Origin of the sequence: Dyadobacter sp. 3J3, from assembly GCF_009801115.1 — a bacterium.
Taxonomy (GTDB): Bacteria; Bacteroidota; Bacteroidia; order Cytophagales; family Spirosomataceae; genus Dyadobacter.
In genome coordinates this window covers 264,810-285,059 of the sequence record NZ_VTOL01000010.1, presented here as the reverse complement: position 1 = coordinate 285,059, position 20,250 = coordinate 264,810, and the positions used below count along the sequence as shown (strand labels likewise).

The window sequence follows — 20,250 nt, the reverse complement described above, 5'->3', positions numbered from 1 at the left end:
GAAGTTAAGGGGCACGCCTAGTGCGCCCAGGTCAGCGTGACTCCGACCAGAACCGCCGATGATACCGCGCTGCGCAGGCTTGAACTAGCCGCTCCCGATCAAACCTGGTAAAGTAGGTCGGGCCGCGCGTAGGTAGCCGCCACAATACTATTACAAAATAAGAAAAAGACCATCTCGAAAGGATGGTCTTTTTCTTGTTAAGTGTCTATATTATCTATTAATTTTCTTATAAAGAAGCGTGTAGTTATTGGGGAAGTTTCTATCCATACAGTCCAGTCAGAAGAAAATCTGGAAAATATACGGCGGAGGTTAACGAGTTAAGAAGGTTGCTTTGCTATTTTCTTCTTTTATATTTTAGGTCTTGGAAAACAGTGTAAGCTAATTGATATTTGAAGACTTTTGTAAAATCATTTTGGCGATAATATTAAAATAGATCATGAACAATACTAAGATAGGGTGGATCGGTCTTGGCAAAATGGGCATTCCCATGTCCGTTCAACTCATTAAAGCAGGTTTTGCGGTTACCGTTTTTAATCGTAGCAAAGAGAAGGAGCGGGAGCTTAAAGAAATGGGATCGGAGATAGCTTCCACGCCCGCAGAACTAATTCAGCAAGTGGAGGTAATCATCATTATGGTCTCGGATGACATAGCAATCGATGCTATTTTTAAGGGTGAAAATGGTTTGTTAAGTACTAGCTCTAGTGATAAAATCATCATCAACATGAGCACGGTGTCGCCTGGAATCAGTCGAAGAATGGCTGATCTATGCGCCAAACAAGGAAATAGTTATCTGGATGCCCCGGTATCAGGAAGTGTAAAACAGGCGGAGGGAGGGCAGCTTGTTATCATGGCGGGCGGCAACAATCAAATATTTGAAAAAGTAAAACCCATTTTGGATAAAATGGGGAAACTCGCTTTGCGTGTAGGAGAGAGCAGTGCCGGAAATACCGCTAAACTGGCCGTCAATACATTACTGGCAATTCATGCACAAGGACTTGCCGAGGCTATCGTTTTTGCTAATAAAAATGGAATAGCAACCGAAGATTTAATGACGATTATCAACAACAGCGCGTTGGGGAATGTATTCGGGAAAATTAAAGGGGAGGCAATTATCAAAGAGAATTATCAGGCAGCTTTTGCATTAAAACATATCGCCAAAGATCTGCGCCTGGCAAAAGCAGAAGGACTGGATACGCCCTTGGGAGATTCCGTTTACCAAACTTTTCAGAAGGCTGAATTAGCTTTTGGGGAGGAGGACATTATTTCTGTGATTAAACAAATAAAAGGATAGTAAGGATAATTAAAAGTTAGCTCAAAAACAGCCTTTCCTGATTCTTTGGGAAAGGCTGTTTTATTTATTGACAAAATATGAGGGTGTAGTAACAAATAAATCAATAGTTACATGTTGAACGATTCTAACATTTACTAATTTCGTGGCAGCAAATGTCGTAAACTTATCTTTTATAATAATTATTTCTTTACTCACCTATAATGGAAAATTCTTTACCTTCTTTTAAAAGAACACTTGCTGTTTTTATTGTTCTGTTATGCAGTATTCAGTCCGTTTATGCACAAAACTGGAACCAGATTTTGAAATCTGTCGCTGGTGATCGTCAGGATAAAACGAACGCCGGAAGATCGTATGCTGACAATTTTGGCTATTCCGTCGCTATCTCAGGTACTTACGCTATTGTAGGAACGCCAAATGAAGATGAGGACGAAGTTGGTGCAAATTTCATGGAGAATTCGGGTGCTGCCTATTTGTTTTACAACAATGCGGGAACCTGGAAAAAGGTCAAAAAACTTGTCGCGAGTAATCGTTTTGACTTGGGTAAATTTGGATCTTCTGTTGCCATCAATGGAGATTATATTGTCATTGGAGCACCTGATGACTCGTATGGGCCATTTATGCATATGGGATCTGCTTATATTTTTAAGAAGGACCAGGGAGGAACGGATAATTGGGGGGAGGTGAAAAAGATCACGGCTGCGAATCGCAGTGAAAATGATTTGTTTGGATCCTCTGTCTCAATTAGCAATGACTATGTGATTGTTGGTGCATATAAGGAAGATCAGGATTCACAGGAATCAGTTACAGTGGACGATTCCGGATCTGCTTATATTTTCAAAAAAGATTTTGGAGGAACGGAAAACTGGGGCTTAACTCAAAAAATAACAGCAGCCTTACGTGCGCCATATGATTATTTTGGTTTTTCGGTTGCCATTGACGGGGATATGGCAGTAGTTGGCAGTTATCAGGATGACGACGATCTGATTGAAAATAATCCATTAGATAATTCAGGTTCGGGCTATATTTTTATAAAAGACGTAGGTAGTGAACATTGGACTTTGACGAAAAAAATAACCGCATCAATACGTTCAGCTCTGGATCAGTTTGGATATTCTGTTGCAATCAGTGGAGACAACGTAATCGTTGGAGCAATCGGCGATGATGACCGGTCATCAACCAATGCTACATATACCTCAGGAGCAGCTTATATTTTTAGTAAAAATTATGGAGGCATAGGAAATTGGGGACAAGTGAAAAAGATGATTTCTTTTGACCGGGAAGAAGGAGATCTTTTTGGCTATTCTGTTTCAATTAGCGGTAATTGTGCCGTAGCGGGTGCTAGGAGCGAGGGTAAAGATAATAATAACAACCGCACATATGCAGGTTCTGCCTATATTTTCGTAAAAGATAAGGATGGTGCGGACCAATGGGGTTTTACAAAAAAGATCAATCCTTACTTTCGTACGGAGAATACGTCTTTTGGTAATGCGGTTTCAGTTCATGGAAACTATATACTTGCGGGAGCAATGAACGAGGTTTGGGACGGTGTAGGTGGTTTTGTGACAGCTAGTGGCTCAGCTCATGTATTTTACAATGCTCAAATATCTACTTCAAATTGGTCCGAACAACAACAATTAGCGGCTACCACGGGTACGTATGGTAGTAGTTATGGGGGACCTTTTTCAGTGGATGGTCAATACGCGCTGGTGGGTGCACATTTTGACGGTGAAAAAAGTGTGGGTGCGGCATATGTATTACAGAATATTTCTGGAAAATGGACACAGATAAAGAAATTAGTACCGGATGTTCAGCAAGAAAACGGTTATTTCGGTACCAGCCTGGCAATTTCAGGAGATTACGCTGTTGTAGGTGCCTATGGTACTAATAGTTTTGTCGGTGTTGTGTATATCTTTAAGAAAGACCAGGGGGGAAGTAATAATTGGGGGTTACTAAGGAAAATTACAGCTCCGGAAGGAATACGCTTTTTTGGTCAGAGAGTGTCAATATCAGGGGAAAATATTCTGATAGGTACTGACATAGATCTTACTACGAGCGCTGGATCTGCTCATATTTACACCAAAAATTTTGGCGGAAATGATAATTGGGGATATTTTCAGAAAATTTTGCCACCTCTTCCGAACCCACAAGCCTATTTTGGAAGTTCGGTCGGTATTTCAAGGGATACGCTCATTATTGGAGCACCAAATGAAGAAATTCTCTCGTCTGGTGATAACAGAAGATCAGGAGCTGCCTATATTTTTGCCAGGAATACTGAAGGAACCTGGCAACAAGTAAAAAGAATTGTTGCGTCTGACCGTATAGCAGGAGATTCTTTTGGTACAAGCGTTTATTTAAATGCTGGTTACGTTTTTGTTGGAGCTCCTTATGATAACAGAGATGCAAATGGAGGTGGCACTGTCGTGGAAAACTCCGGTTCAGTTTATATTTTTAAAAGAACTACCAATGTGGCAGGAGACTGGTTGCAGGTCAAAAAAATTACAGCACCGGTTCGTTCTAACAATGCCAACTTTGGTATCTCAGTAGGAATCAGCGGCAATTATGCTGTCATTGGTTCTTATGGTGAATCAGATTTACCAAGTACCAGCCCTCAAAGTCAGTCTGGGGCGGCTTATATTTTGAAAAATGATGGAGGAATTAATAACTGGATTCCGATACAAAGAATTCAATCGAGCCTCCATTCTGCTGGCGATCTTTTCGGAATGTATGTTGCAATTAATGGAAAATACATTTTTGTAAGTGCTACTCATAATGCTGCGGATGCCTCTGAGCAGAACTTAATATTCAAGGCCGGTGCTGCTTATATCTTCATGGATAACACACCACTTCCGGTAACAATATCTTCTTTTGAAGCAAAGAAAGTAGAAAGTCAGGCCATTTTGAATTGGACAACGATATCGGAAACGAACTCTGATTATTTTGAAATACAAAAAAGCTCAGACGGGATTTCGTGGGAAGGAATTGGTACTATTGCCGCCGCTGAGGAAAGTGAAAAATTTAAAACATATACTTTTATTGATAACAAGCCATACGGAGGAGAAAATCTCTATCGTCTTAAAATGGTTGATCGGGATGCAGCATTTGCTTATAGCACAATCCGCAATTTGTCTTTTGATGGCTTAGGGATTTCGGTTTTTCCCAACCCGGTGTCAGATAAAATCTTCTTTACAAAATCTGAATTACCAAAAATTAAGTCAGTTGAAATTCTCAATGTTGAGGGTAAGATCCTTCTTCAAAATGCAAAGATTTCCGAAGAGGGAATTTCAATCAGCCATCTTATTTCCGGAATGTATCTTGTTAAGATCAAAAAAGTGGATGGGACTATACAAACCAACAAAATATTTATAGTCAGATAATTCTGTTTGTAACCATTTTTGAGCGTATCTGAATTTCAGATACGCTTTTTTATTGAAAAAAATAATCCTATATGCCATTTGAGCTATGATCATTAATCGGAAAAAGCACAGATTAACAAATTGCAGCATAAAGCTTGCACAATATTGTAAATACCATCAAAATGGTGGCGCCGAGCAAAAGTATGGTAAGTGTTCTTGAAGATTTTGCCATGACCCTACGACATTAAGTTTCTCTTAAAATTTGAAAATATCGCTCCGGAGCCCGAAGCGATATTCGTTAGCACCACTTTCTATATTCCAAAACCTAATTCTCAATATTTTCAGTAAGGATTACCGCAGTGATATTTTACTTTTTATATTTCGTTCCCGCAACAAAATTGCATGATAATGGTTTGAAATGGAATGGTTAAACCGTGCATTCTGATGTATTAATTATGGTTTTAATGAAAATGTAAAGCATTGACTTTTAAGAGTATTATGATGAAAAAAGCGCAGACAGAATTAAATCTGCCTGCGCTTATAAAAATTCAAATTCAGTGCATTAATTGTTCACCAGCTTCATAGATCCTTCATTGTAACGTTCGCCGGTATGAGGATACCTCGCTATTAATTCATCAACCTTTTTTAGATCCTCAGCAGATAAATTGACGTCAATAGCTCCCGCATTTTCTTCCAGATATTTCCGTTTTTTTGTACCCGGAATTGGAATAATATCCTCTCCCTGCGCCAGTACCCAGGCCAGCGCCAGTTGAGCCGGTGTACAATTTTTATCAGCTGCAATTTCAGCAAAGCCACTTACGAGTTTTGCGTTATTATCAGCATTTTCCTGCTGATAGCGGGGTAATGATTTACGAAAGTCATCGTCTGCCAAAGTGCCCAGATCCAGTTTGTTTGTCACAAGTCCCCTTGCAAGTGGGGAATAAGGAACGAGCGAGATACCAAGCTCTCGTACCGTCGATAAAATTTTACCTTCCACATCTCTGGTCAGTAACGAATATTCACTTTGCAGTGCTGCGATCGGATGAATTGCATGAGCCTTACGAATAGATTCCGCCGAAGCTTCGCTCAATCCCAGATAACGAACTTTCCCTTCTTTTACCAATTCAGCCATAGCACCGACCGTCTCCTCAATGGGTACATTTTTATCAACCCGATGGGCATAATAAAGATCAATAGTATCGATTTTTAATCTCTTTAAACTTTTTTCGACTGCCACTTTTATCCATTCCGGAGATCCGTCAAAGTAGGTTCCGGCTGCATTGCTCGGGCCTGCAACATCGTCCTTAAAACGAAATCCGAATTTAGTAGCTATAAAAATTTTCTCCCTGTTTGAAACCAGCACTTTTGATACAAGTTCTTCATTCAGGCCGTTTGCATACATATCGGCTGTATCCCAAAAATTAATACCCAAATCCAGTGCTTTGTGCAGCGTGGCAATACTTTCTTCATCGTCAGTGGGGCCGTAAGCAAAGCTCATTCCCATGCATCCCAAGCCCAGAGCTGAAAGTTTTTCTGGTGTTGTTCCAAGATTTCTATATTTCATAATTCCTGATTTTTGTTGGAACAAAACTAGCAGAAGATACCGGAACCTGGCTTAATATATTCAAACAAATATTTACAAAATTCAAACAACCGGATTTCTTATTTCCCCTGGGGGAACACCAATGTGTTTTTTGAAAAAATTAGTAAAATAGGCAGGATACTCAAAACCCAGACTGTAAGCAATGTCTGAAATGTCCCAGTCGGTATGCAGCAGTAGTGCATGTGCTTCGCGGGTTATTCTGGCGGCGATATGTTCTGTAGTAGTTTTTCCGGTAGTTTCCTTAACCGACCTGTTCAAATGATTCACATGCACCGAAAGATTAAGGGCATAATCGTTGGCCGTTTTCATTTTCAAGGCATCTTCCGGTGTATCAATAGGGAATTGCCTTTCAAGAAGTTCGATAAAAAGAGAAGTGATCCTGGAAGACGCATTTACATGTTTTTCGAAATTTTCGGCAGGATGTATTTTCATTGCTTCATGAATAATTAAATGAAGGTAATTTCGTAGCAGACCATACTTATGCGTATATTCTGACGCTAGTTCCCGCATCATTTTTTTGAAAATTCCTGAGACTTCTTCCAGTTGCAACTCATCAATAAAAAAGATTGGATTTCCTCCAATTTTAAACAACGGTGATTCTTGTAAGCTTTGATTGCGCTCATCCGGTTGTAGAAATGTCTCCGTAAAGAGGCAGAACCAACCTTGTTGTATAGGAGATTCTGCTTCCCAGGAATAGGGGACTACCGGATTTGAAAAAAGAAGGGCAGGGCTGTCAATAGCTATCCATTTATCTGCATAATGCAGTTTTCCTGTGCCAATAATCAGAGAAACTTTGTAAAAATCGCGACGGCTATATGGAGTGATAACAGCACAGGATTCTCTTGAAAAAACATTGAAATGTCCGGCGCCGGCGTTGTTCAAAGGCAAGCCAAATCTGTTAGCTGCTGGCACACGGTCATAAAATTCCTTAACGGTTTCTGAATTAGTCATTATTTAAAGTTATAAAAATCAAACGTTGGAGGGTAGTGTTTTTTAGTATTTTCTTACTGGCAAATTTATTACTAAAAGTCAGTTTTAAAGTTACAAGCTCGTAAAATGTTACAGATACTTATTTTACGGAAAGTTTTCCTCTAGCGGATTTGCTATGGTAATAAGGCTGAATAAAGCTCAACAATGTCATAACTGTTGTATGTGCGTGTAAATTAATCCTTTCTATGTTGATACAGTCCCCACAAGTTCCCGAAAGGATCACTGAATTGTGCAGTAATTTCAGGGTCGTATTTTCCAACAGGCTCTGTTATTTTTCCTCCATTCTGAGTTATCAATTCCATGATGGCATGAATATCATTAATCATAATTGATATCATCATTCCTATTCCCGTACCTGCTTTTTTGCCGGTAATCCACGTGCCGCTTACTTCACCAGCTCCGTCATCAAAAGATACGCTCCCGTCATCACGGCGACGGATTATCCATCCAAAAACAGTTTCATAAAATGCGGATGAGACATGAATGTCATCCGACGGAATTTCTATATAACATATTTTTCCGTTTGCGAAGGTTGGGTGTTTCTCTTCCATTTTTATTTTTTTAATGTGCAGAATCATAGAAGAAATGTAACAATTTTATTTGTCAAACTGGCATAAGGAACGCCGGGAATTGATGCAGCTTTTTGTAATCGTGCGGATATTTCCCTGGCTTATTGTTTTTAGTAAAAGTTATTATTATTCCTTTATCCGAATTGCAGGAGCAGCATTTTCCGCGCTTGTGGTATCGTGGTGGATATTGGAAAGAATAACACCAAATTCGAATTTTGTTACCGTATTGACGCAACGGGTAACAAATTATGCGGTATGGCTTATTTTGCTTCTGGCGTTAGGCGTAATGATAAGTAGGTTTTCCGTTTTGGTTTCAAAATTGAACTAAAAAAACGAATACATAGCAGCTGTTGCAGCCTTTTTTGTCGATGGATTCGGATCATTAAGGATTGACAATGGAAACAAATGTACAATCAGCGGCTTGGCGGGTTTTATTGCCGGTCCAAATCCGTTATTAGGGTAAAGCAAAAGCTATATACTGATCTCCTGATTTTGTATTTAGTTTTCCGCCGCCGCAGGCAATAGCAATATATTGCTTGCCATTTACTGAATATGTGCTTGGTGAGGCGTAACCGGCAAATGGCAGTTTGGCACTCCACAGAATTTTACCGGTTTCCTTGTCGAAAGCCCGTATATATTCATCTTTGGATGCGGCAATAAACAGCAATCCACTTTCCGTTACCAGCGGGCCGCCGTAGTTATCAGTTCCGGTCGGTTTTATTCCTTTGTCTGTCAGTTCTTTATATTCACCAAGAGGAACCTGCCATTTCCGTTGTCCCGAATTTAAATCTATCGCAGTAAGCGTTCCCCACGGCGGCATGCTGATCGGATATCCATTTCTATCATACCAGCGATTATAGCCGGTATGCTGGTAAGGGACATCACTTTTTTGTGTTGATGCAATTTCTTTTTCCGGTTTTTTGTCAAAAATAAAATCAACGATTGCTGCTCTTTCATTTTCTGGAATGTGCGAAAAGGAGGGCATCATTCCACGGCCTTTCAGCAAAAGCTGATGAACCTGTTTTGGATTTAATCTTTTATGAATGTTGACTAGGGAAGGGTAGGAGCCATCATGATTCCCATTGCGGTCCACGCCGTGGCAGGCTGCACAATTGAGCTGATAAAGTCGGGAAGTACCCGCTTTATTTTCTTCTGTTGATGGTTTTTTAATGAGAGAAGTATAAACAGGAATTTCTTTGGCTGGCACATATAAAATTCCTGCTTTGTCTGCTGCCGCGCCTCCCCATTGTGCACCGCCGTCGGTACCGGGATAGAAAATCGTCATGTCAAATCCAATCGGGATATAAGCACTTCCTGTGCGTGCTTTTCTGATAAGTCCGGCAAGCGAATCTCCATCCGCCGCAAAAGTATTGAGGTCTTTTTCTGTAAAACTTTGCCGGGTGAAAGGTACAGGAAGTGTTGGTATCGGCTGCGTAGGATTTGGTTTTTCACCCGGAACAACGTCCAAAGGAAATGCCGTTTCTCTGATCGGAAATAATGGTTTTCAATTTTCTCTGTCAAAAACAAACACATAACCCTGTTTGGTGATTTGTACCACGGCGTCCACTTTTTTCCCATGATGAACAACCGTTACCAGATTTGGCGGACAAGGTGGATCACGGTCCCAAATATCGTGATGTACCAATTGATAGTGCCAGATCATTTTTCCTGTTTCGGCATTCAGGGCTAGAAGACAATTTGCATAAAGATTTTTCCCCGGTCTGTTGCCACCATAAAAATCGTAGGCCGCCGAACCCGTTGGTATATAAACAATTCCACGTTTTCTGTCTATAGCCATACCAGCCCAGGAATTTGCCCCGCCAATATTTTTTCTTGCAGGTTGTTTAAGCCAGGTTTCATAGCCGGGTTCTCCCTGTTCCGGAATGGTATGAAATGTCCAGATCTTCGTTCCGGTTTTTACATCAAATGCACGGATATCGCCGAGCAACGCAGTTTCTGATTCACTGACCCTGGTTCCGGTAATGATCAGATTTTTGAAAATCGTATTCGGCGTATTGGAAAGTACATAATCATCCGCACCTGGCCGTTCAATTCCTTCTTTCAGATTTATCCTTCCATGCTGTCCAAAATTTTCAATAGGTTTTCCGGTATGGGCATTCAAAGCATAAAGCCATTTTCCAGCTCCAAAGAAAATCCTCTTATCCTCTTTGGCGGACCAGAAAGTTACACCGCGGCTGGTCGTGCCGCCATTATCGGATAGGTTTGTTTTCCAAAGCTCTTTTCCCGTAGCCGCATCCACCGCAAATGCCTGTGTTTCGGCAGAAACGCCGTATAGAATTCCACTGATAATGATGGGGTTACATTGCATTTGTGTCCTGTTTCCGGCTGTATCAGCACCTCCGGAGTGATAGGTCCAGGCTACTTTAAGTTGCGTTACATTTTCTTTATTTATCTGTTTTAAGGCAGAGTAGTGATTTCTGTCGCCATTTCCATTGTATTCCTTCCAGTCTTCGTTTGGAATATCTATTATTGAAATAAAAGCATATGCTAATATTGACAGTAGAAATAATACAAAAGTAATAGGTGTTTTCATTAATTGTGAATTTTTTTATTTGAAATAGTCAGCATAACTTAATGATAATCAGGTTGTTGTGATTACTAACAGTTTTCAATTTCAATACTAAATTTAAAAGATCATTAATGAGATATTATAACATTAAAAAATAAAATACCAGTCATTATAATTATGCATACATTTATGTAATTGATTACGTAATTGATTTTATATGAAATTTTTCAATCAAATTGGAAAGATGGCATTGGGCAGCAGACTCAGAATGCTCACTGAAAAAATAACCGAAGATGCTGCGCAGGTTTACCAGTTATACGACATTGATATGCAGCCAAAATGGTTTCCGGTATTTTATGTTTTATCAAAAGGGGAAGAAAAAACGATCACGGCCATTGCAAAGGAAATCGGACATTCTCATCCTTCTGTAAGTAAGATTATTAGTGAAATGTCAAAAAAAGGTTTTGTAATTGAAAAAAAAGATGAAACCGACGGCCGTAGAAATGTGGTTTGCTTATCAGAAAAAGGTATTCAAGTTACGCACCAGATTGAAGATCAATATATTGATGTAGCAAGCGCTATTGATGAAATTTCAGCACAAACGCGAAATGATCTCTGGAAAGCGATAGAAGAATGGGAATTTGTACTTGAACAAAAAACGCTTCTGAGAAGAGTACAGGAGCAGAAAAAATTGCGGGAGAGTGGTAACGTTCAAATTGTTGAGTATAGTCCTGAATACCAAAAAGCTTTCCGGAATTTAAATCAGGAATGGATTTCTGCTTATTTCAAAATGGAGGACTCGGATTTCAAAGCGCTGGATAACCCGGAAGGGTATATTTTGAAAAAGGGCGGCAAAATTCTGGTCGCTCTTTACAATGACGAACCTCTTGGGGTATGCGCTTTAATCAAAATGGAGGATCCTGATTATGATTTTGAACTTGCTAAAATGGCTGTTTCTCCCAGAGTACAAGGAAAAAGTATGGGCTGGCTTTTAGGAAAAGCTATTATTTTAAAAGCAAAAGAACTTGGTGCAGAAAAGATTTATCTCGAAAGCAACACAATTCTTAAACCCGCAATTAATCTCTATCACAAACTTGGATTCCAGAAAGTTGCGGGCAGAATAACGCCTTATGAACGATGTAATATTCAAATGGAATTAATCATAAAATAAGAAATTCCGGGGCCGTTGTTAATCCAAAGCATTTAAAAGAACATTTGCCGTTGGTACAAAATTTGATTTAGACTGAAAAATTAGTACCGGATTTAATCATATGAGCGGAAACAGCAAAGGAGCATTTTATTCTGGAACAACTGGCTTGGTTCTTCCAGTGCCTAATAAAGAATATTATCCTGCCGAATTCAGGGAAAAAAGTCAACTGGAATATTATGCATCCTTGTTCAGTAGTATTGAAATTAACAGTTCATTTTATAAAATCCCGATGGCATCCACAGTTAGAAAGTGGGCTGAGAATGTCCCCGAAAATTTTATATTTACATTCAAGTTGTGGCGGGAAATAACACATAATAAGGGACTTACTTTTGAGCAGGAACATGTTTTTCGTTTTATCGAAACCATTAATCATGTGAAAAATAAAAAAGCATGTTTGTTGGTGCAGTTTCCTCCAAGTCTGAAAGTCAATATGTTTTCAGGTTTGGAAAAACTTTTAGCACATATTCAAACCGCTGATCCTGAGAAGGAATGGAAGACAGCGCTTGAATTCAGGGACTCTTCATGGTATAATGAAGATGTTTATGAACTCGCGCATGCATATGGCGCATCCGTTGTAATACATGACAAACCAAAGTCTGCAACACCTCTAAGTCCAATTTCTGAGAATTTCAAGTACCTGCGTTTCCACGGCCCAGATGGCGATTATAGAGGTCATTACGAAGACGATCTGCTTCATGACTATGCTGAAATTATTAATAAGTGGAAAAATGAGGGGAAAAATGTGTATTGTTATTTCAATAATACAGCCGGTGACGCAATCAGGAATCTGGATAGTTTGGATACTTTTGTTACTAACTATATTATTTAAAAGTATAATACATATAAAAATTTAGCAGTTCTGAAACTTAGGATTATGCATGCGTGTCGGTTTTAGTGAAGTAATTTCAATAAAAATAAAATTGCATTTAAAGAATAAAAAGAGAAAGTAATCTGGTTAAAGTTCTAACTAAGAGGGTAGTGAAACCTAGATTTTTTTAACTGCATTCTTTTTACAAAAAATTGCCTCAAATTGTTTGTGATTAACCAGATTTAGGTATTAATTAGTCCCTGATTATTGAATTTCAGTAAAAAAAATCGATGGAACTCAACGTTAACGAAAAATTATCAAATGCGAATCCTCCAATTCCTGGAAATGAAATGGAGAGGATAATGAGTCTATCCGAACTGGATTTAGATTTTTCCGATCAGCATTCTCAATTTAAGGATCTTGCAAAACTTGCAGCCAAAGTTGCCGGAACTAGTATTTCTTTGGTGAATATGATTGATTCGCTAACGCAATGGACCATTTCTAATTATGGACTTGATTTGGATCAGATGCTGAGGCAGGATTCGGTTTGTCAATATACGATTATGACGGATGATCATTTTGAAGTAATTGATCTGAAAGGGGATAATCGTTTTAAGGATAAATTTTATGTAACGGGTGAGCCAAATGTCAGTTATTATTACGGCATTCCTTTAAAAGTTTCTGACGGACTGAATATCGGGGTTTTGTGTGTGCTTGATCAACAAAAAAGAGTATTAGATCCTGAAAAAATAGAACTGTTGAAAATCATTGCTGATGAGATCGTTAGCAGGTTAAAAACACAGAAGGTTCTGGAAGGTTTGAAATCCAAACTTATTGAAGCGCACCATACCCAGCAAAAAGTGGCGCATGATATCCGAGGGCCGCTGGGTGGGATTATTGGACTTGCCTCGATCATTCGTGATCAGGGGGAAGATAACCAGATGGAAGAGGTGTTGGAATTTATAAATCTTATCCACAAAAGCGGAAACTCGATTTTGGATCTTGCAGAGGAAATTTTAAATGCACACAAGCCGCAAAAAAAACTGGCCGGTACTTCACCTTCCCCGAATGATTTCAATTTATTAATATTCAAGGATAAGCTGGAAAAACTTTATAAACCGCAGGCCATCAATAAGGATATTCGTTTCCAGGTCATTACTACTTTGGAAACAGAATCAGTTCCATTTTCAAAAAATAAGTTGCTGCAAATCGCCGGAAATCTTATCTCCAATTCAATGAAGTTCACACCGATTGGCGGAGATGTAACGGTGAACCTGGATCTGGTAATCAATGATTTATCTAAAATTCTGATTATCAAAGTAAAAGATAGCGGCATAGGACTTAACCAAAATGGAATTAATTCGATTTTGCAAGGTACATCGGGCACAACGGACGGTACTGATGGAGAGCACGGATATGGCTTTGGACTGGCTTTGGTAAAACACCTTATCGAGAGTCTTAAAGGAAATCTGAGTATCACATCGGATCCGGGAGAGGGAGCTGTTTTTCGGGTAGAACTGCCGCAAAACTAAAAAAAAAGGTGCCGAATTTCGAAAACCCTTTCTTGTATTTATTTTAAGTTATTGTTTTAGTCTACTGTAAACCAGGTCGATTCTTGTTGAGCTAATAAGGGAAGTTTTTCCTTATAATTGTTTCTTGGTATGAAAATTTCGTTTGTCAGAATTAATGATGAAAGTGTAGCACCTCTGATGACCTTAAACTCGTGATAAGACGAAAGCGAACCTGTTTTCCAGCCTTCTTTATTATCTCCTGCTTTAAAAAAGGTTTCCATTAAGCAAAAGAAGACATATCCTTCCGATGTTTCTCTAATGGCATAGGTGTAGTAATCGTCTCTGCTGCTGCTATTTTCGTAGCGTATTACTTTTTTCTTTTTCATTGCTTCTGATAATAGACTAAAATATTCCTCGTTTGTCATTCCCAATCGTTTTCGTTAATAATGTACCTTTTAGAATAACTTACGCTGTGATAGACTGGATAGATTTTTAGTAGTTAGATTATTTATTTTTTCTTATTAAAGGGTTTGGATTCCTATGGCTCAGAAAGTTTTACTGAGCTGCTTTGTCTTTAAATAGCCTCATTAGCGTTTTAGAAATTTCATTTTCAATGATATCCAGTTCTTCCAAAAATTAATCGCACACGCAATTGTTTTCGCTTTAATCTTGGTGAGGGTGTCTTGGACGCAGAAGTTTTTTATTTTAAAGAAATATAGTTATCCATTTCCCTGTCACAAAATAATAATCCTGCGGTTTTCTAGTCGCAGGATTATTGTTTTTGTACTACTTTAATGAATGTCAGGTACACAAAAAGTTACTGCTTATATTATCAAACTTTAATGTTATAGAAAGAATAATTCCTTGTTAATTTGAGAAATTTAAAATCACGGGCGAAAAACAGAAAGTAAAAGTATATCTTTCAACTTCTGACTAATTAAGAGTAGAATAAGCAATAAAAATCTTTTATTCGAGTTTGGTTAGTATAACAACTTTGAATTGTACAACTTGTAGGTGTGAAGCAGTAACGGATACTCAGGAATAAAGTTTTGTCGAAGAATTTGATGAAGCTAGGGATCCGCAAATAATTATGTTGAAATAATCCGTTTCGAAAATATGATTTACACCAAGTGACCAATTTTCTGTAATATTTCTAGACTTTCAGCAAACAAGAGACTCATAATAATTTTAAATATAATACTCAATGGCATTTTTGGATTACGTATTACAAACCCCCTCTTATGGCTGGAAGGATGATGAAGGCAATTTAATTAAACCCGATGCAAGTCAGATTTTTAAAGAATTTTTTGCAAGACTCAATGTTTTCGGAGATGTAAAAAACTGGCTGCCGTTTTTTAGCTGGCTTAAAGTTTTATGTCTGATTCCTTTCTTTTTTCTGTTTGTCTTTAAGTTTTTCAGCTTTGCAATGTTGGCCGCTGCTTTTTTGTACAGCATGATCATCATGGGAACGCATGGTACAATCTGGCATCACAGATATTGTACGCATGGCGCCTACAAGTTTAAGAATAACTTTTGGCGGTTTTTTACACAGAACTTGACAATCAACGTAATACCAGAAGAAATTTACGTAGTTTCTCATCATGTTCACCACGCGAAATCAGATCAGCCTGGCGATCCTTACAATGCACAAGCAGGTTTTTTATACTGTTTTTTAGCCGATGTAAATCACCAGCCCATTGCGAAAGATTTAAGTGAAGCAGATTATAACCGCGTAAAATCATTGATGAAACATACAGGTGTAACTGCCAATACCTACGCCCAATATTTGAAATGGGGTTCTTATGTAAATCCGGCCCGGGCTACTCTTTCATGGGTGCTCAACTGGGCATTTTGGTATACTGCTTTTTATCTTTTAGGCGGACATGCGCTGGCTTGTACGCTTTTTGGTGCAGCCGGTTTTTGGGCGGTTGGCGTTCGTACTTTCAATTATGAAGGTCACGCCAAGGGTGAAGATAAGCAGCAGGAAGGTGTAGATTATAATAATAATGATAAGTCAATCAATCAGTTATGGCCAGGTTTTGTTGCAGGTGAATGGCACAACAATCACCATCTTTACCCAAAAAGCGCCAGAAGCGGTTTTAAATCGCACCAGATTGACATGGCATTTTATTATATCAAATTCATGAATATGGTAGGAGCGGTAAGTTCTTATACAGACTCGAAAAAGCAATTTGAACAGCAGTATCACTTACCTTATCTCGCTAAGAAAAATTCGGTTGTAATGGTTGAGGAGAAAGTTGAAGTAGAATAGAAATTGTTTTAAAATAACAAAATATATAAATGAAGAATGCGGTTATGCATTCTTCATTTTTTGTTCTATAAAGTCTTTGTGACGTTTTAATTCTTCGTTGACGATTAAGTTGATTTCTTCTTCGGTTAGTTGGGTGTTGTAACTTTTTTCAATTCGAATAGCCAGTCTTTCGTTTCGAACGATATAAGTTTTGTCATTTAGTAATACTTGTATATTGGATTGAAAATCAAAATTTCCAACCACAGAGTGTTTGAATACTCCGTAATTATTCGCTACTCTAAAAGATGTCGTATTTATATTTATTCTTTGCTGAATTTCCGCTATGCCTTTTATTTTGTCAGTGTAGCCAACAGTATCTGTCCCAACGAAAACTGAATTTTGAATATAAAACTTATTGAATTTCTCTGTTCCCTCCAAAAATTGATGAATCAATGGTATTACTGATTTATCAAATAACTCATGAATTAACTGAACCGTCTTCTCTACTTCCTGATCTCCTCTATTCAACCGCATTTCCAAAATCGCCAATTCTTTATCCAAATCATCTGACTCCTCAATACTTTCACCTTTCGCTCCCCGGATCATTATTTCAAGAGAGTTGACAAGATTGTCTGCTATGTAATTGACAAAGGCTTCAATCAAACCACTATCTGCTTGTCTTAGAGCAAAAAAGTATTTATTCTTTTCTTCTGTTTTAATGATGACGGGCGGGAACTGAAATTGCATCAGTATAAAATTCATTAGAATTCTGGCTGTTCTTCCATTTCCATCGTCAAAAGGGTGAATGCGGATAAAGCGATAATGGAATTCTGCTGCAATAAGAATGGGATTTTTGTCGGCACTGACAATTTTTCCGCGGTACCAGTCTATCAATTCGCCCATCATGGCAGGCGTTTCTTCCGGTGTGGCGAAACGAAAAATTTCGCCTGTACTTGTTAAAACATGATTGGGCTGACTTTTATATTTCCCAATTTCGACACGTTTGGTTGTAGGCAAACCTTCTGCTGTAATCGCATTAACCGTGTAGGATTCCTTTAATAGTAGAGAATGTATTTCCCGGATGAACGATTCGGTGATTGGATATTCTCCTTTTATAATATCGAGAATCCATTCGATCGCTTCATTATGTCCTTCTATTTCAATGTGATCTTTCAAAGGTTTTCCCTGCGCAGTCAGACCAAAAAGAATCAATGCTTTGGTTTCTCCATAGGTTAGCGAATTACCTTCCAGGTTATTTGAATGGTAATTCCAGTCCAACCGAAATTTTTGCATTATTTTTAACTCCTGTGCTAAGCTGATTGGTCTTAAAGAATCCAGTTGCTCTTTAAGCTGCATCGCCTTTTCTATCGATCCCATTGGCAAGACTATGTTTTTATGTAAAGCTATTTAATCAAATTTGATAAGCAGTAAACTTGACATAATTTTTAAGTGGATTTGTCATTATGAAATAATAAAAAGCCACGGATACACGAATGTTCACAAATATTTATTGGTGAACATTCGTGTATCCGTGGCTAAAAAAAGTACAGGACTTATTCCGATTTCAGCGACTTAACCGGATTCATCAAAGCCGCTTTTACACTTTGAAAACTCACTGTGAACATGGCTACACAAACTGCAATGCAACCCGCAAGCATAAATATGCCCCAGGATAAATCGATATGATAGGCAAAATCCTGCAACCATTTGTCCATTGCATACCAGGCAAGCGGCGAAGCAATTAAAATAGAAACCAGTATCAGTTTCATGAAATCTTTTGAAAGTAAAGCAATTACGCTTGCAACATTGGCGCCCATTACTTTTCTTATTCCAATTTCCTTAGTACGCTGTTCAGCCGTAAATGCAGCGAGTCCCAACAATCCCAGACAGGAAATAACAATGGCCAATATTCCGAAATATTTGATCAGCGTGTTGACGATCATTTCTGAACGATACATTTTTTCATAGTCCTCGTCGAGGAAATGATAAGAAAAAGGGTAATCAGGATTAAATGATCGGGTTGTTTTTTCAATATAAGCTATCGCCTCTTTTGTTTTTCCAGGTTTAGTTTTAATCATCATAAATTCCGTATTCAGCCCCTTATAATTGACTAAAATTAAAGGCTGTATAGCCTGATGAAAGGTACTTAAATGGAAATCTTTCATTACGCCAACAATGGTTCCTCTTCCCATCCAGAATTTAACTTGTTTCCCAACAGGATCCTTCATTTTCATCATTTTAACAGCCGCTTCGTTGACAATATAATTGGCGGTATCCGCAGCAAAATCTTTGGAGAAATCCCGGCCATCAAGCATTTCAATATTCATGGTTTTGGCAAAATCGTATCCGACAAAAGTCGCGCTCACGGTATTGACCAAGTCCTTATCACGACCGTCCCAATCCAGATCTCCGGAACTTCCCTGAATATTGGTTGGCATAGAACCCGTTGTGGTTGCTGACGCAATGAATGGAGAATTAAGAATTTCCTGACGAAAAACTTCGAGCTTGTTGTACAAATTGCCTTCAAGAGAAATGTAAAGTACATTTTCCTTATTGAGTCCCAGGCGCTTTGTTTGAATATAGTTCATCTGGCGGCCAATGACCAACATGCCAATGATCAGGAATATGGACAGTCCAAACTGGAAAACTACCAATCCTTTTCTGAGAAATGCACCTTTGTTGGTAAAGGTCAGTCTTCCTTTCAGAATTCGAATTGGCTGTAATGAAGAAAGATATAAGGCTGGATAACTACCGGCAACCATTCCGGTAATCAACACAAGAGAAATAATTGAAAGCCATAAAACCGGATCCAGTGCTTTAAGACTAATCTGTTTTTGAACCACTTCATTAAATGCAGGTAATAAGCCGATTACGAAAACCATAGCCAAAAGTGCTGCCAGTGCACTTACGATCAGCGATTCTCCCAAAAATTGCATCACTAAAAATTTTCTTTCTGCGCCCACAACTTTCCTGACGCCCACTTCTTTTGCCCTTTTGACAGAACGCGCAGTAGACAAATTCATAAAATTGACACAGGCGATCAGCAAAATAAAAATGGCGACGATAGAAAACACCCGAACATATTCTATGCGGCCACCGGCAGGTTTCTTTTTTTCATATTCGCCATAAAGGTATAGGTCCATTAAAGCTTGAAGCATCGGGAAACTTACAAATTGTGGAGGCGAATTTTTCTTAATGACCTTTTTGATGATTGCATCTGCGTGTGCAGGGTTGGCCTGCGGGTTGAGGCGAACAAAGGTTTTAAAACTATAATTCCCCCAGGTTTTCATCCAGTCCTGTTCCTGAACCTTAAAATTGATGATCCAGTCGAGCTGAACTGAGGCATTTTTTGGTATATTTTCAAAAACTGCACTTACCGTGAAATCCTTTGCATTATCCAGTTTTAACGTTTTTCCGACAGCGTTAGAGCCACCAAAATATTTTTCTGCGAGTTTCCTCGAAATAGCAATAGAATTAGGCTGCTCAATCGCAGATTTTGCGTTACCTTCTAAAAAGGGAGTTTGAAATACTTTGAAGAAATCTGTGGTCGCATAAAGGCCATTTTCCTTGGTGGAATTTTCTCCAACTTTTATCAGCAGTTCCCTGTTCCAGGTTATTTTGGTAAGTGCTGCAACTTCCGGTACTTCTTTTTCAATAGCTTCTGACCAGGGACCTGGTGTTGCTTCGCCAACAATTTTGTCGCCTTTCCAGTCAGAGCCAGACCTGACTAGATAGATTTGTTCGAGATCAGGATAGAAATTATTGTAGGAAATTTCGTCCCTAACCCAAAGCCATATCAGCATACTGCAAGACATACCCAGTGCCAGGCCAAAAATATTGATAAACGAGAAAAGCTTATTTTTCAATAAACTGCGGATCGCGATTTTGAAGTAATTTTTGAACATGGCTGCAAAGTTTAGGACTTTATGTAAAAGTTGATTTTCATGCAAGGACTGCTAGTGTTACACAAATTATATACCAAAAAAAAATTATTATTTAATATATTGATAATCAGATTATTGATAATAGAATCTATTTTTTTGAATGTTCAGTTTTGAACACTAATTTTATGTAACTGAACACATAAATTATTAGGTTTCGATGAAATCAGGAACATTCGCCGAGCTGAAAATG

At 38.5% G+C, this 20,250-nt stretch carries 13 protein-coding genes and 1 pseudogene; 7 read left to right on the top strand and 7 right to left on the bottom strand.

The genetic code is table 11. The features are described 5' to 3' along the window. Positions 1–436 precede the first annotated feature (436 nt). Complete coding sequence (locus tag FZF08_RS22155; protein ID WP_159473459.1) at positions 437–1,291, top strand: NAD(P)-dependent oxidoreductase; 855 nt, start codon at positions 437–439, stop codon at positions 1,289–1,291. Between the two features lie 200 nt (positions 1,292–1,491). Further along, a complete protein-coding gene (locus FZF08_RS22150) occupies positions 1,492–4,665 on the top strand; it encodes a T9SS type A sorting domain-containing protein (RefSeq protein ID WP_159473456.1) in 3,174 nt (1,057 codons plus the stop codon). A gap of 541 nt (positions 4,666–5,206) precedes the next feature. Here the strand turns inward: FZF08_RS22150 and FZF08_RS22145 are convergent. The 3 genes from FZF08_RS22145 to FZF08_RS22135 form a co-directional block, all read right to left on the bottom strand. Next, on the bottom strand, positions 5,207–6,208 hold the full coding sequence (locus tag FZF08_RS22145; protein WP_159473453.1) for an aldo/keto reductase: 1,002 nt from the start codon (positions 6,206–6,208) through the stop codon (positions 5,207–5,209). 81 nt (positions 6,209–6,289) lie between these two features. Continuing rightward, positions 6,290–7,198 carry an AraC family transcriptional regulator gene (locus FZF08_RS22140; RefSeq protein WP_159473450.1) on the bottom strand — a complete coding sequence of 303 codons (909 nt, stop codon included), beginning with the start codon at positions 7,196–7,198 and terminating at the stop codon, positions 6,290–6,292. 212 nt (positions 7,199–7,410) lie between these two features. After that, positions 7,411–7,788 (bottom strand): VOC family protein, encoded by a 378-nt coding sequence (locus FZF08_RS22135; protein ID WP_159473447.1) that lies wholly within the window; start codon positions 7,786–7,788, stop codon positions 7,411–7,413. Positions 7,789–7,837: 49 nt separating this feature from the next. Here FZF08_RS22135 and FZF08_RS22130 point away from each other — a divergent pair, with 49 nt between their 5' ends. Next, a complete protein-coding gene (locus FZF08_RS22130; protein ID WP_159473444.1) occupies positions 7,838–8,134 on the top strand; it encodes a hypothetical protein in 297 nt (98 codons plus the stop codon). Positions 8,135–8,260: 126 nt separating this feature from the next. On the opposite strand, the pseudogene FZF08_RS22125 reads toward FZF08_RS22130, so the two are convergent. Beyond that, positions 8,261–10,360 (bottom strand): annotated as a pseudogene (locus FZF08_RS22125) (PQQ-binding-like beta-propeller repeat protein). A 193-nt stretch (positions 10,361–10,553) separates the two neighbouring features. Here FZF08_RS22125 and FZF08_RS22120 point away from each other — a divergent pair. The 3 genes from FZF08_RS22120 to FZF08_RS22110 all read left to right on the top strand — a co-directional run bounded on the left by FZF08_RS22120 (position 10,554) and on the right by FZF08_RS22110 (position 13,886). Further along, positions 10,554–11,507, top strand: a complete 954-nt coding sequence (locus tag FZF08_RS22120; protein ID WP_159473441.1) for a bifunctional helix-turn-helix transcriptional regulator/GNAT family N-acetyltransferase — start codon at positions 10,554–10,556, stop codon at positions 11,505–11,507. Between the two features lie 100 nt (positions 11,508–11,607). Further along, a complete protein-coding gene (locus FZF08_RS22115; RefSeq protein WP_159473438.1) occupies positions 11,608–12,375 on the top strand; it encodes a DUF72 domain-containing protein in 768 nt (255 codons plus the stop codon). Between the two features lie 269 nt (positions 12,376–12,644). Continuing rightward, a complete protein-coding gene (locus FZF08_RS22110) occupies positions 12,645–13,886 on the top strand; it encodes a GAF domain-containing sensor histidine kinase (protein WP_159473435.1) in 1,242 nt (413 codons plus the stop codon). A 56-nt stretch (positions 13,887–13,942) separates the two neighbouring features. Here FZF08_RS22110 and FZF08_RS22105 read toward each other — a convergent pair whose 3' ends face one another. Continuing rightward, entirely contained in the window at positions 13,943–14,290 is a 348-nt protein-coding gene (locus FZF08_RS22105; protein ID WP_159473432.1) for a hypothetical protein, read from the bottom strand. Between the two features lie 779 nt (positions 14,291–15,069). Between FZF08_RS22105 and FZF08_RS22100 the strand changes: the two genes are divergently transcribed. Continuing rightward, positions 15,070–16,137 (top strand): fatty acid desaturase, encoded by a 1,068-nt coding sequence (locus tag FZF08_RS22100; protein WP_159473430.1) that lies wholly within the window; start codon positions 15,070–15,072, stop codon positions 16,135–16,137. A gap of 42 nt (positions 16,138–16,179) precedes the next feature. Here FZF08_RS22100 and FZF08_RS22095 read toward each other — a convergent pair whose 3' ends face one another. Both FZF08_RS22095 and FZF08_RS22090 read right to left on the bottom strand, forming a co-directional pair. Next, positions 16,180–17,493 (bottom strand): Fic family protein, encoded by a 1,314-nt coding sequence (locus FZF08_RS22095; protein ID WP_159473427.1) that lies wholly within the window; start codon positions 17,491–17,493, stop codon positions 16,180–16,182. A 176-nt stretch (positions 17,494–17,669) separates the two neighbouring features. Then, on the bottom strand, positions 17,670–20,021 hold the full coding sequence (locus FZF08_RS22090) for an ABC transporter permease (protein ID WP_159473424.1): 2,352 nt from the start codon (positions 20,019–20,021) through the stop codon (positions 17,670–17,672). Positions 20,022–20,250: the final 229 nt, after the last annotated feature.

Excerpts from the sequence above, each read along its gene's own strand:
- FZF08_RS22155 (WP_159473459.1), top strand. The coding sequence starts at position 437 with ATGAACAATACTAAGATAGGGTGGATCGGTCTTGGCAAAATGGGCATT.
- FZF08_RS22115 (WP_159473438.1), top strand. The coding sequence starts at position 11,608 with ATGAGCGGAAACAGCAAAGGAGCATTTTATTCTGGAACAACTGGCTTG.
- FZF08_RS22105 (WP_159473432.1), bottom strand. The coding sequence starts at position 14,290 with ATGACAAACGAGGAATATTTTAGTCTATTATCAGAAGCAATGAAAAAG.
- FZF08_RS22095 (WP_159473427.1), bottom strand. The coding sequence starts at position 17,493 with ATGGGATCGATAGAAAAGGCGATGCAGCTTAAAGAGCAACTGGATTCT.
- FZF08_RS22120 (WP_159473441.1), top strand. The coding sequence starts at position 10,554 with ATGAAATTTTTCAATCAAATTGGAAAGATGGCATTGGGCAGCAGACTC.
- FZF08_RS22145 (WP_159473453.1), bottom strand. The coding sequence starts at position 6,208 with ATGAAATATAGAAATCTTGGAACAACACCAGAAAAACTTTCAGCTCTG.
- FZF08_RS22110 (WP_159473435.1), top strand. The coding sequence starts at position 12,645 with ATGGAACTCAACGTTAACGAAAAATTATCAAATGCGAATCCTCCAATT.
- FZF08_RS22100 (WP_159473430.1), top strand. The coding sequence starts at position 15,070 with ATGGCATTTTTGGATTACGTATTACAAACCCCCTCTTATGGCTGGAAG.
- FZF08_RS22090 (WP_159473424.1), bottom strand. The coding sequence starts at position 20,021 with ATGTTCAAAAATTACTTCAAAATCGCGATCCGCAGTTTATTGAAAAAT.
- FZF08_RS22135 (WP_159473447.1), bottom strand. The coding sequence starts at position 7,788 with ATGGAAGAGAAACACCCAACCTTCGCAAACGGAAAAATATGTTATATA.
- FZF08_RS22140 (WP_159473450.1), bottom strand. The coding sequence starts at position 7,198 with ATGACTAATTCAGAAACCGTTAAGGAATTTTATGACCGTGTGCCAGCA.
- FZF08_RS22150 (WP_159473456.1), top strand. The coding sequence starts at position 1,492 with ATGGAAAATTCTTTACCTTCTTTTAAAAGAACACTTGCTGTTTTTATT.